7 protein-coding genes and 2 pseudogenes are annotated in these 12,328 nt (G+C 53.0%); 4 read left to right on the forward strand and 5 right to left on the reverse strand.

Features of this window, described 5'->3' with window-relative positions; translation table 11 throughout:
- Positions 1-551: 551 nt before the first annotated feature.
- Complete coding sequence (locus LU671_RS25285; RefSeq protein WP_232857298.1) at positions 552-2,249, forward strand: VPA1262 family N-terminal domain-containing protein; 1,698 nt, start codon at positions 552-554, stop codon at positions 2,247-2,249.
- On the forward strand, positions 2,246-3,673 hold the full coding sequence (locus LU671_RS25290; protein WP_232857300.1) for a hypothetical protein: 1,428 nt from the start codon (positions 2,246-2,248) through the stop codon (positions 3,671-3,673). Before LU671_RS25285 ends, LU671_RS25290 begins: the two co-directional genes overlap by 4 nt.
- 125 nt (positions 3,674-3,798) lie before the next feature.
- Here LU671_RS25290 and LU671_RS25295 read toward each other — a convergent pair whose 3' ends face one another.
- Complete coding sequence (locus LU671_RS25295; protein WP_232857301.1) at positions 3,799-6,384, reverse strand: DEAD/DEAH box helicase; 2,586 nt, start codon at positions 6,382-6,384, stop codon at positions 3,799-3,801.
- A gap of 252 nt (positions 6,385-6,636) precedes the next feature.
- Between LU671_RS25295 and LU671_RS29485 the strand changes: the two genes are divergently transcribed.
- Positions 6,637-6,927: a type II toxin-antitoxin system CcdA family antitoxin gene (locus LU671_RS29485; RefSeq protein ID WP_269806825.1), complete on the forward strand. Its 291-nt coding sequence runs from the start codon at positions 6,637-6,639 to the stop codon at positions 6,925-6,927.
- A 93-nt stretch (positions 6,928-7,020) separates the two neighbouring features.
- Here LU671_RS29485 and LU671_RS25305 read toward each other — a convergent pair whose 3' ends face one another.
- Positions 7,021-8,397, reverse strand: coding sequence for a hypothetical protein (locus tag LU671_RS25305; RefSeq protein WP_232857304.1), 1,377 nt, complete (start codon positions 8,395-8,397; stop codon positions 7,021-7,023).
- A gap of 322 nt (positions 8,398-8,719) precedes the next feature.
- On the opposite strand from LU671_RS25305, the gene LU671_RS25310 reads away from it, so the two are divergent.
- Positions 8,720-9,397: a hypothetical protein gene (locus LU671_RS25310; RefSeq protein ID WP_232857306.1), complete on the forward strand. Its 678-nt coding sequence runs from the start codon at positions 8,720-8,722 to the stop codon at positions 9,395-9,397.
- 362 nt (positions 9,398-9,759) lie between these two features.
- On the opposite strand, the gene LU671_RS25315 is transcribed toward LU671_RS25310, so the two are convergent.
- The 3 genes and pseudogenes from LU671_RS25315 to LU671_RS25325 all read right to left on the reverse strand — a co-directional run.
- The gene (locus LU671_RS25315; RefSeq protein ID WP_232857308.1) at positions 9,760-11,025 is read right to left on the reverse strand and encodes a hypothetical protein; all 1,266 of its coding nucleotides are present in this window, start codon (positions 11,023-11,025) and stop codon (positions 9,760-9,762) included.
- 72 nt (positions 11,026-11,097) lie between these two features.
- A pseudogene (locus LU671_RS25320) lies at positions 11,098-11,728 on the reverse strand (hypothetical protein).
- A 78-nt stretch (positions 11,729-11,806) separates the two neighbouring features.
- Positions 11,807-12,328, reverse strand: a pseudogene (locus LU671_RS25325) (mechanosensitive ion channel domain-containing protein); the annotation flags it as partial.

Here is a 12,328-nt window from a genome sequence, read left to right on the forward strand (position 1 = left end):
ACCTCACCACGCGAGCCCCCAGCCCCTCCAGGTAGCCGCAGCGGAAAGGCACTTGGTTCCCCAGAACAGGGCAATGACGATAGTATTGTGCCATTGCGTATGGACACCCGGATGCCCAGTAACCCTCGCCTGAAAGGTGAGGAGGGCCGTAGGAGCATGGCATGGATCAGCTGCGCCACCGAAGACACCGACACTATCCCGAAGCATCAATTCGGGAGGTTTCATCGTGCCTGAGATTTGACGAGTCGCGCTGCCGAACAAATTTCAATAGCTAAGGTACCCATGCATGGGTGAGCAGGAACAGAAGCTGGGACGTAAGCGGGGATACGCTTTTCATCCCGTTGACCTTGAATGTGGTTTCTTTCCAGTAAGAGGCTAATTCGACACTGCCAGGATTTCGGCCACCTGTCACATGATGCGGTGATCGGATAAATCAGATTTTTAGTGCCGGTCATAACGGCCTGTGTTAGTTCGAGTTACGGTATTTATCTACCAAGTCGAGCTGGGCAGGGGCGGTGGTCGCGAGCAAGGCAAAATATTCCGGGGGGATAATGACTCAGGCTAGACTACAGAATATTAAAGATGCAGTTGGTGCATTAAACGATTTAATTGCTCCGGGTCTGCTGGGCCAGTTTACATGGTTTGAAGCAGTTGAAGTCATTGCATTTGGTGCCGATTCGGATGGTAAGAAAGTTGTACGAAATATCTTCTCTATTTATGTGGCGGAACAGGGTGAAAAGCCAATCTCACCTGAATCGCCTTTTCTAGATGCAAAATCAAAAAAGCTAAAAGGTTTTGGAGGGTGGAGTTTTAGAGTTTCAAAGCGTCCCGTGGATATCGGCGAGCTTATGGAAAGTCTCAGCTCTTATGGTCGTAGTGGGACTTGGGCGCCACCGGGGCAGCCTGCTCTTGAGGTTGGAAGTTTAGTAGCCGCTCCACCAGTATTTTGCCCTCCGGACTCGCGGATTGAAGTGCCACTTAACGCAGTTTTAAAGAATAACTATTGGTCTGGGTCATACCTTGTTGAGCTCAAGGATGAGGGTAAGTCGAGATTGGTGGATTTAGTTCGTAAAGAGGCGCTTTTCGAAGAGCTATCTGAGTGGCTCGTGACGATGCTGCCGCTGAACCTTGCAAGTGTCCCTGATCGCATAGGCGATGTGCTGTTCCAAATTCCTGCCAATGCATTGCTTGCCGAGTTTCGTCGGCGCCCTAACAAGCCGCTTGAGATATGCTTGGCCTGGAGTCCTGTCGTTTCGCCACGAGCTATACTTGCGGAGTATCGTATTGAGCATGACGGTATAATTTCTTGCCTTGCTCGCTTTGATTTGAGCGAGGGTGTAACGGTGATAGATATACCGCAAGCTTCCGGGGATTTACAGTTTTCGGTCTGGGATGTGGAAAATAACATCCTCCTTGCTGCGTCAACTACGTTTGCACAAGGAGGGAAGTGGCGTGTTTATTCAGAAACTAGTAGTGGAATGGAGGCACCAAGGCGATTCAGAGTAACTGGCCCTAGCGGAGATGTCGAAACACACGAAATCGCGCTGATGGAACCCTCAGGAGGATGGCGAAATCATCGGCAACCACGACACCCTGAGGAAGTTGATTGGAAAGCAATAAGGCAGCTGAAAGCAAAGATGAAGCAGTTGGTGGCATCTCGTAAATTTTTGCAATATGGCCTTGAAGGAAGTAATAGGCAAGATGAGAGGCTTCGAGCGTTGGATGATTTGCGCGTACTGATTCGCTCCGTCAGTCAAGGGGCAGTCTACCTATGGGATCCATACTTGTCGGCAAACGACATTCTCAACACTCTTGCTTTTTGTACTGACGCGGGAGCTCAGCTCTGGGGATTAACGTCTGCTAAACCATCAAAGATGCGTCCGGACTGCTCAGATGATGCGGACGACGAGTTAACTGAGGCCGATCCAGCTGACGCGCCAGATCGCGTGAAATGGATAACTGCTCAGCACGAATTACTGAATCAGGCTTTTACGGGGGCGCCATCTATGAAGCTTGAATTTCGCATGAGCTGGGGTATTCAGAAAAGCTTTCATGATAGGTTTCTAATTTTCCCAGGGTTAGGTCGAGGCCGCACACGAGTATGGTCTCTTGGTGCATCGATAAATCACATTGGTGCGCAGCATTGTATTGTTCAGGAGGTAACCTATCCTGAGCCCGTACTGCAGGCTTTCCAAAGCTTTTGGAATCAAAGTGCTAAACCTGAACACCTGATATGGAAGTACTCATGAAGCAGCAAGAGGTTTTAGTTGGTATCGCGAGTAGAATTAATGGTGCTGAGCCTCTGCAGCCTGAATCGCTTGGTTTCTCCCTTCTTGAATATGGAGAGGCTTCATTCGAATTGGTGCTTAGTAAACTAGTTGATGAGTTTCCTTTTCTGTGGAATGGCAGAGAGTACTTCGTGGGGTGTGAGCCTGAACAGTTTGATCGTATATTCTGCTGGCTTGTGCGCAAGATTTTCGATTTTCCCTGTGGTTTGATGAGGCCTGAGGCAGAGCTAGCAACATTACTAGCAGTTGCGGCGGCGCTTGATTGTGATGATCAACTATGGGATGAAGTTTACAGGATAAATCCCATTCTTCCTGAGTGGGTTGTTGCTGCTCTTGCCGGCTTGATAAAGGAAAGTCATGTCGATAGCGAGCAATTAATTAATAGGCATTATTGTAGTGAGAGCTATGTCCGTGAAATTAAGGAAGATATTGCCAATAAAGATTGGAAGTCGGTAGAGTGGATAGTCGACCAGTTTTGGATGGACTATCGTTCACCAATAAAGCTCCAGGCGGCAGCTGCACTGCACCGGTATAATGTACCTCTCCTGCAGAGCCTCATTGAAGGTGAAAAAGATTTTTTTGAAGTGGCGTCCTACACGCATCACGCCCCTATTGAAAAAATCATGCCGTTGGCAGTAGCGAGCCAGAACTGGATATTCAAATTTTGGGCTTTTCATCGTTCTGTTACTCATGCTAGACGAGATATACCGTCCTCCCCTAACGAATGGGAAGTGTTGTTGCGGGAAGCTTCAAAAAGTCCTACAGAGTGGCCACGGTGGTTATCGGTTATAAATGAATATCCGTCTCGCTACCCTCAAATCCAAGAGGCATTAGGAAGTGCGCTAGCGCATGCTGAGGGCTGGGCGCTCGATATGTATGTGAGCTCGATTTCAATGATCACGCCTGATATGGCTAGGAAACCGGTAGCATCGGCGCTATCAGTCTTTCGGCAGAGGGCGCCCTTAAAGGAGCGAAAGCGGCTATGGCAGGCATCTTTCGATAGGTGGAAAGATTGGGATTTCGATGCAAAAGATAAGTCTAAACATCTGTTTTCGATTTCATCAAGCTCTCTTGATTACGCAGTAATAGGTTGCTTTGTAGAATGCCTTGATGCGAAGCAGCGTCACGAACTAATCGAGCAGCTAAGAAATCGAGCTGTCTTGCTTGAGCAGTCCTGGCATCCAAGTACTAGCTCCGCGATGACGGAACGATTCAAGTTAGCCTCTACCTATCAACCCCTCGCACAAGCCGAATTAGCATGTGCTAGTAAAATTGACTGGCACATAGGGGATTCGTTTTCCACTCCACCATGGGAGGATGGTTCACTCTACCGGAGTCTGCGGTACGACACCGACTTTGATAAGCCTACGTTTCTGACCATGTAATGCACTTTTCATTGACCTGAATATTTTTGAACCCTTATAGGGTTTTGCTTGAAGCAGGCCAATGGCCTCAAAATCGAAAAGGGGAAGGCTATCCTTCCCCTGATTACACACGTCCGCAGGCTCGATTAGACCGCCTGCATGCACTCCACAACAGGCTTGGCCAGCAAGCGGTTGCAGATGGAGGCAAAATCCAAGCCTTGCTGTTTCAGTTGCTCGGCGGCTTCAGCCTGCCAGACCAGGTCACCCTGTTCGAAGAAGGTTGTCCGCAATTGCCTGATCACCTGTAATGCATGGGCAGCGAAAGCCCTAAAGTCTTCGAGCCCCCAGTAGAGCAGCCCCGCAGCGTGGACTGTAGCGGCGGCACTGATCTTGGTTGCCGGCGTAACGAGTACCGTTTGGAATTCGCACTCTGCGGACTCGGCCACGTTTGCTCGCATCCAGTCAGGATGTGATGTGGCTTGGCGAGCCTTGGTGACACTCAGCGTACCGTCAACGGTGTTCACGTAGTCCTCGAACACGATGCACCGCCCACCCGAGATCCACCAAGGATCTGGAGAACCTTCGCTTTCGACTTTGCCTGCATTGAAGCCCAATAGCGATCCCAGATCCTTCTGAGCACGCTCGAAAGTCTCATGGTGCCGCAGCCCTTGAAGGATGGACTGCTCCAGCTTTGCGAAATCGCGGTCATGGGTAGGGCCCAACCGTGTCAGTTCCGCTCCAACGCGCTCCACCTGCTGTTGCAGCGCGAGGTCATCAGCCTGGGCGGTTACAGCTTCGCCGACCTCTTTGCGCGCAAAGGCTGTGAGCCAAGGAATATTTGGAGCGCAGCCGTGGGCATCTTTGAAGTACTGCCGAGATTTTGCAGCCATGGCGGCATTGCCGCGTTGAGCCGCGAGATGACATGCCGAACCCGCTAGGTAATTCCAGAGGGCTCGATAGCCCCGCAGATCGGGTGCTGTCAGCGTTCCCAGGACACGATCGGCAGCCGCTACAGCGCCGTCATAGTCATGCCGCCAGAGCGCCGTTTGGTAGTCAATTTCTGCCCCGACTGCTTGAGACAGTTCGTTAATAGCAGGTAGGAATTGCTGATGAGCACGATCTCGCTCGTCGAGGATCTGTCGGTTGACGTACTCCCAATCTCGATCGTTCTCCAAAAAGGTCTCGAAGTTTTCTACCAGGTCGGTCAGCCCGGTGTCTTTTGATTGATGGGTGCCAAAGGTGATCTCGGCTTGAAGCTCCGGGTGGAAGAACGGGCGGCGGCGAAGGTCGGCCAGGTAGTCGGGCAATTCTTCACCAGAAACGACCACCGCTGAGTAGTCTTCCAATGACCGGGTGCATCGGCCAATCGCCTGGACGACTCGTGTCTGAATTCGCTCGTTGTACAGGGCATTTGCCCCCATACGGGTCATCAGGAACCGCTCCTGAGCGTTCATGGCTTTGGGCAACCCTTCGATGAACAGCAAGCGGCATTCATCACCCGCAAAATCAATGCCGTCATAACGGTTGGCCACAATGGCTACTGCCTGGTGCAGTCCGACGAAGTCCGCCTTGGATTCTTCAATGTCGCTCGCGCGGAACACGGGGAACTTGAGCTTCTCATCGATCTCTTCGGCGATGGCATCTGCGGTTTTGTCGCTGGGGACAAGCACCACGCTACGACCCGCGCGTTGCATCAGTTGTTTTCGCAACTCGGTGGTTTCATCAGTGGTGAGCGACATCTCGGGGAAGATGAAAAATCGTCGACCGACGCCTTGTGTATCCCAGCCTTCCGGGGCTGGAAGGCGCTGGATGGTTTTTCGTCCGGTCAGACGCTCTAGATCACCACCAGCACCTAAAGTCGCCGACATGTAGATGCGCTGCTTGGCGCTTTCGAACGCAGGGTGAGAGAACGTTGGAGGCAACAGCGGGCGGATCAAGATTTCCTGGGAGGACAGATAGATATGGCAGGCATCAAGGTGCCCTCGGATCAATGACCAGGGGTAGGTCAGGTCGGTGCCTGGTGTGTGTGCGTCCAGAATCTCAATGATCTGTGGAGTCAAAGCAGTGATCGTGGGCGTCGCAAGTTTGTCGACCCAGGTACGATCCACTACGTCCTCCCAGACGCCGCGCAGCCGGGAGAGATCGGTGGCGGACAGGTGGGGGGTGAAAGCGTTGCACAGAGCTTGGTGAAGGCCTGCATAGCGCTCGTCCAGGCGGCCTATACGCAATGTCCAATGAGATGCGATGTAGTTTTCACTGGCATGGGCATCATCGACGAAGATGACATCGGCTTGGTCGAAGAAAGGGTTTGTATTGAACAAGCTGGAGTAGGTTGTAACCGCGATTTTTTCAGCCTGCAGATAGTCCGTTTTGTCCGCTGGTGAGAAATCGCGCTGCTTACCCACAAACGTTGCCACAGAGAGCCCGTACTTCTCATTCGCTTGTTCAGCGACCTGGTGAACCAACTGCCGGGTAGGGCAAAGGTATACGACTCTCTCGCGGAACTTGCGGCGGCGCCACTCTGCAATCAGTAACCCTACAAGGGTCTTTCCACTGCCCGTCGGTAGCTGGAGAGCAACATCAGGAGTGCCGACTGCTTTAGCTGCATAAGCCTGCATCATGCTCGCCTGATGCGGCAGTACGTCGGGGAATTTTCGGCGGGTTAGTTCTCGAAAAAGCTTGTCGGGTGTCTCTGGCACAGATGAGGCGGTAGGCGGGGTTTTGAAAGCCATTCTTCACTCCTTGAGATCGATCTTCTTAACACTTTGCTTCCGGCGGTCATGATCATGGTGATGCTGTGACGCACAGTCCTAGCGCTTCACCCAACAGGCATCTTAGATCAGGCTTGTGTGACGAATGGCTGATGGGAGCTGAAATCAGAGCAAACCTCTGTGTCAGAAACTTCGCCTTACAAATATGCTGAGCCTCCGACCTTTCACCGCAGCCACGCGCGTCAGTTAGGCACTCAGTAAAAGGGGCGCCCCATGCTTGAGGCTTGTAGCAGGTCAGCGCACACTCTTTGCTCAACCGAGGATATTGGCCATGCCTATCGACTACGACCCAGGTGCCCCAAACAGGCAGTTGAAATGCTGATCAATGGTGACCTGCTGAGCAAAGCAGGCGCGTTGGAGGTGAACCTGTCCGTTGTCCTGGAAAAAGCCCTGGTTGAAACCGTGGCCCGTGGCCTGGCTCTAGTCGTTCCAATCAGGAGGTGGTCAATGCTCATGCGCGACTGGTCACACGTCATAGCCCTGAAATTGATGAGCGCCAATTAGAGGGCAAATTGAGTCCGATGAGATCGAGCTGTAAACCTAGCAGTCCAAACAAGCGTCTGATCGCGCCCGCGCTAGTGGGTGGTAAGCCCAGAGTCATGGGGCCGTGTACAACGAGTACCGCTCAAACAGCGAGCGATAGAACCCAATCAGCATCTCCTCGGCATTGGGCTCCAGGAGCTCGGAAGCACCAAATCGGTAGACCTCATACCCCACAAGTCTCAGAGCCCTGTCAGCGGCCATCATCTCGGCGTAGAGGCGGGGACTTGGGCGTCCATCAGGGTCAGAATAATGGTGTTTGCCATCAACCTCGATGACAACCCGCACCCCGCCCGGAAGCAGCAGAAGGAAGTCCATGCGTGACCTCAGCAAGGCCTCTTTCCCGCGTCGTGAGACCGTCAGGGGATCCCAGTGAAACCAGACCTCTGGCAGCAAGACCGGAAGCTCCGGAATCGCTGTCGTGAAGGCTTTGAAGAAGCTGGTGAAGGCGAGCGCTTGAGGGGGCGACGATTGAGGCAGGCAGGCTTTCAGGCGTTGATACAGGCGATTTTTGGCCTGGCCTTCATCGATGCTATAGGTCTGGGCATACCAAGCCTGGAGTTCGCGCCATAGGAGCCCAGAACTCCCGATAGGTCGGTCATAAATCAGCACATCCTCGATGCCGGTGACGACTTCGATATCATTATCCAGCGCATTACCTAGGCGCAGGTCGGGCTTTGTGGTGGAAGCGAAGATGAGATTCTTGGGGGATGACTGCTTGCCTGACCCCACGTAGGCCAAGGAGGCGGTCAGGAACGCATCCTCTCCTATTCCTACGACAAAGTGGACTCCACATGCTTTGAGGATGTCGTTGACGATCTCGATAAACTTTCGCTGAGCGGGTTCGCTGGGCAGTACTCGCGACGAAGCCAAGGCTTCGACGAATCGGCCAAACCGGGCATGCGATGATTGAAATGCACCGAGCTTGTCGAAGAGCGTCACCGCATCCCAATCGGGATTTTCGATATGGTGACGGACAATTTCCTGGCGGAGTGTAGGGGTTGGTCGGAGCAAGTCTACGAACGAGATTGTGTCGATTCGCCAGAACTCGCTGAGCACCTGTTCGAACGCAGCCCTGTCCAAATGCAGGTCGAGGGTGTTGAGCTTTTCTGCCAGCTCTCGACGGTAGCGACCAGGGATCACAGGTGCTGTCCCATCATCCCACACAAGCTCTTGAAGCTGGTCTCGCTCATGAACCTCGAAGCCAAGTAGCTCTAGAGCTTTCTGGGCGGCTGCCACCATTTGAGTATCACCAGCGGCTTCTACTGCTTTCTCAAGATGCCGCCTCTTGGAGTTGTACTCCGTGCAATCATCCAGGCCCAGCCTGAAGAGCAATTCGGGGATTCGTGTGTCCGTGTAGTGGTCTTTCTGATTGCCGAGGATCTGGCTGAAGGTGTCTCTCAGGCTGGTGAGGTTTTGCTGGGTACGAGGCATGCTCAATCGTTCGTGCTGATGTCGTTGCTTGGATGCTACCACCACCAAATGGGACATTTGAGCCGATTTGCGGTCGCTTAAACTGGTTAAGTAGCTCGTCGCGAAGGTGTCTAAGGCGGTGCTTTACGGCTGCCAGAAATGCACATGAGGTGCCTACTCCCCAACCTGTGAGATGTCAGGTATGGTTATGGCCAGGTAAGACATCGACCTCGTGTTCGCCTTAGCCAATGCATGTTGATACACCCAAATTGCCTAGCTATCCGCCTGGCACCTTGAGGGGGATCGCGAACAGCACCCCTCTGCCGGGCTTAGGAAAATAGCCATGAGCAAAGAAAATCAACCCGCAACAACCCTGCAAGACATCAAGAAACACGCAAGGCAGCTCTCCAAAGAACGGGGGGTTAAGTACATGGAAGGCCTCAACCTGGCCGCAAAGGCTGGTGGGTACCAAAACTGGAACCACGCCTTCAACATGTTCCGAGCTGTGGTGGACGTGAAATGCTCATTCAAATGGTACGCGCAGCGTAGCCGCCATTTCTGGGAGCGCGTTGGCCACCTTCAGATTCGGGTTACGCCGTTGTTCGGGATCTCTGAGGAGGTGCTTCAGCGCCTCGTGTTTGAGATTCCCGAGTTCTTGATTGGCTCGGAAGCCGCTGGTGATCAGGACGAGCATTTCCGAATCGATTCGGCATATTTTCACCGAGTCACCAGTGCTGGATACTTCCGGGAAAGTCAGCATACAAAGCGTAGCGTCCTGAGCTTCCATCTTGTGGACAACCAATGGCACGCGACAATCTTCGACTATGGTACGAAGCTGACCCAAGAAGAGATGGAGGGCGAAATCCGAAATGCCCTTACTACTCACATCAAAAAAATTGTCAAAGACCATCTCAACAATACACTGGACGATTACCGGGTATTGCCCGAAGACCTCCATGAAGAAATGGTAGGCATCTGCGGCCCTGCGGCGCGGGATTACGCGGCGAGCTTCTCGCTCTAAGCAAGTCGACTTACCCGCCGCTTGATAGAGGGGCTCGATCACCGGGGCCCCTCTTTCTAACCTTTCGGCGCCTATTGATCGATAGCGGATGGCTGCAGCTTTCGGCCTCTGGTAGAGACCTGCGATGTGTCTGGAAGGCCAGAACGATCCATTGCGGGTGATCTCGAATGCAGCATGACGACCAAGCGAAATCAGCAGCTTGACGCAAAATCGCATCAGCACCAAAAACCAGCCTCTCTAGCTTGTTGTAGGCATAAGGCCACTGGTAGCCATTGATAGCCGTCATTCGGAGTTCCATAATTTTTACGCCGCGGGCCGGATGAGTTCGCCCCGCGCTTGCAGGGGGGGTGGAACTAGGTGTTCTATGATGATTCAAGCTTTTCGCTGAACTTGGAAGAGGGGGTTAAGTTAAGTTCGAACATAATCCCTTGATGCCCATTTTCACGCGTGTAGGTGTAATGGTTTCTGTATTCGGCTTGGCCGATGTAGTAGAATTCTCGTGATTTTTTCTGCCATCCAAATATGTGAATTTGACGCCCGTTTTTCGCATGTTCGTAAATGGCTAGATTGCCTCGAGTCATCCGCTGGTCTCCGCTTTGGCCTTCGCCCTCATATCGGATTACCACCTCATGGGTGCTATCTGCTTTAAAATAATTAACGATTGTAGGTTCTTTGCTCACGAATAAGAATATCGAATTTGAGGAGCTGGAGACTGATATCCCAGATTGTTTTGAACCACCGAGCGCCAAGTGAAGGTCGCTGCGGGACTGGAAGGTGTCCATTAACTGTTGGGCAGCTTCGCGAACCGATTCTTCCTCTGTTATAGAGAATTGTTTTCGGTGTGACTTCAATAGGTTGGTGAACTCATGGGCTGTCTGGCGTAGTTTTTCGATTTCCCATGCGAATACAGGGCGATGGTGCATTACACGGTTTCGAAGTGTGATGACTTCTTTTTTCCATCGTGATTTCCAGTTTCTCCAGCTCGTCATGTCGTCGAAGAACGAGGAAAATACCACGTCCCAAAAACTGCGTTTTTGCATTCGCTGCGCTAGGGTTGCCCGAACCTCCTCAAGATCTTTTGCCTCTTGGAGTAAGGTGAACATGTCGCTGGCAGACACGGGCCTGTCGATATCCCAGGCGGCAAGATCAACGGTCACGATTTCAAGTAAGTGATCTAGTTCAGTGAACTCAACAGGATGTTGGTAAATGGCACCTTGTCCTTTTTGCTGAGTTGCCATGACTCGCGCAGTGATCTGTGCATTTCCGACCTTGGCCAGCCAGTCGATACCTATCCCTGAATAAACCATTGCTTCATTAATGAATCCGCGCAGTTCCTGTTCGAGATGCCCAAGCAAAGGGTAGGCCTCGCTGCGTAGCGCGTCCCCTAGTTCGTCAAGAACTCGGACGAATGGGTAGAGTTTGGCGAAAGTCTGAGATAATTTCATGTGAGCTGCATCTAGAGGGGTGCGCTCTCCTTCAATTTCAATCTCCATGGCTTCTGTAGAAATTCGCCGTATGCGAACTTTTAGTTGGGTGCAGGATTTACCAAGCGTCTCGGATACAGTGCTGTGGACTTGGGCGGGTTGGTCATGAGAGGTGATCACCAATTTCAATTTGTAAGTTATCATTTATCGATGCTCGTAAATCTTTTAATTCGGTTGGTGTGAGTCAGTAGGTGATGAGTGTGAGTGCTCAGTGCGCTAGGTGTACGGCCCCGGAATGAGGTGGTGCGGATTGATAGTGAATCGCTCTGGATTTTTCGTCCAGGCCTCACGAATCACCTTGAAGGGAGTGTGCCATCGCAAGGCCTTGAGGTGCCTGGCGAAGTTGTAGGCCATCACAAGGGCCAGTACGTGCGCCATAAGCGTTGCGAAGTCGAGATAGTGGAAGGGCTTGATCGTGGCTTCTTTGATCGTCCGATTCATACGCTCGATCTGGCCGCTGGTCACGGATGGTAGGATGCCGCGTTTGATTGCGGTGCCGTTTTTGGGGCGCTTGGTTGATCCCGTGGCGCGCCAGACAGCGGTGTAAGGCGCTGCGGCTCAGCTGCGGGAAGTCTTCATGGAGGTGGCCCTGCATGTCGTCCAGGGACACCATCGTGCGCTGCCGAAATTCGACCAGCTTCCTCTTCAGAGACTGTCAACTTGGCACTACATGGCTTGGCAGGTCCCATCCGAGCATCTTGTGTAGTGGTTCACGAATGCCATTTGATGACGGTCTTCACGTTCAGCCGGTAGTGGGCGGCGAGCATTCGATTCGTTTTTTCGACCCTTGGAGCTCGGCTCGGATTTGTGGCGTCGTGCGCGCTGAGCCATGGATACATCCTTCCAAAATGCATCCTCCTCATTGGGCGTTAAGGATGCACCATGACCTCTGGGACTAAACACCTAGTAATACATTCCTTGGAAATTACGCGTCGCTCAGAGTCTCCAGGCTGCGCGGCTGATGGGTGGACAAGTGCCTGCCCGCCAGACCTGCACGCATGTCGTTGCCACTCGGTTGCTGATAGAGGCTCAGCCCGAACTCCGGCAGCACCGCCAGCAGGTAGTCGAAGATATCGCCCTGGATGCGCTCGTACTCGGCCCACACCGTGGTGGTGGTGAAGCAGTAGATCTCCAGCGGCACGCCCTCGGCGGTGGTCTGCATCTGGCGGACCATGCAGGTCATGTTCGGGTGCACGTTGGGGTGGTTCTTCAGGTACGCCAGGGCGAAGGCGCGGAAGGTGCCGATGTTGGTCAGCTGGCGGCGGTTGGCCGAAAGCTCCGCCACCGGGCCCAGGGCCTCGTTCCAGTGATGCAGTTCCTGGCGCTTCTGCGCCAGGTAGTCGCCCAGCAGGCGTACCTGGCCCAGGCGCTGTTCTTCGTCCGGGCTGAGGAAGCGCACGCCGGCGGCGTCGATGAACAGGCTGCGCTTGATCCGACGCCCGCCGGA

It is taken from the genome of Pseudomonas sp. NMI760_13, from assembly GCF_021283245.1.
Lineage (GTDB): Bacteria > Pseudomonadota > Gammaproteobacteria > Pseudomonadales > Pseudomonadaceae > Aquipseudomonas > Aquipseudomonas peradeniyensis.

What these genes read in the sequence shown, in the direction of transcription:
- LU671_RS25295 (WP_232857301.1), bottom strand. Translation starts at nt 6,384, where the DNA reads ATGGCTTTCAAAACCCCGCCTACCGCCTCATCTGTGCCAGAGACACCC.
- LU671_RS25290 (WP_232857300.1), top strand. Translation starts at nt 2,246, where the DNA reads ATGAAGCAGCAAGAGGTTTTAGTTGGTATCGCGAGTAGAATTAATGGT.
- LU671_RS25305 (WP_232857304.1), bottom strand. Translation starts at nt 8,397, where the DNA reads ATGCCTCGTACCCAGCAAAACCTCACCAGCCTGAGAGACACCTTCAGC.
- LU671_RS29485 (WP_269806825.1), top strand. Translation starts at nt 6,637, where the DNA reads ATGCTTGAGGCTTGTAGCAGGTCAGCGCACACTCTTTGCTCAACCGAG.
- LU671_RS25285 (WP_232857298.1), top strand. Translation starts at nt 552, where the DNA reads ATGACTCAGGCTAGACTACAGAATATTAAAGATGCAGTTGGTGCATTA.
- LU671_RS25315 (WP_232857308.1), bottom strand. Translation starts at nt 11,025, where the DNA reads ATGATAACTTACAAATTGAAATTGGTGATCACCTCTCATGACCAACCC.
- LU671_RS25310 (WP_232857306.1), top strand. Translation starts at nt 8,720, where the DNA reads ATGAGCAAAGAAAATCAACCCGCAACAACCCTGCAAGACATCAAGAAA.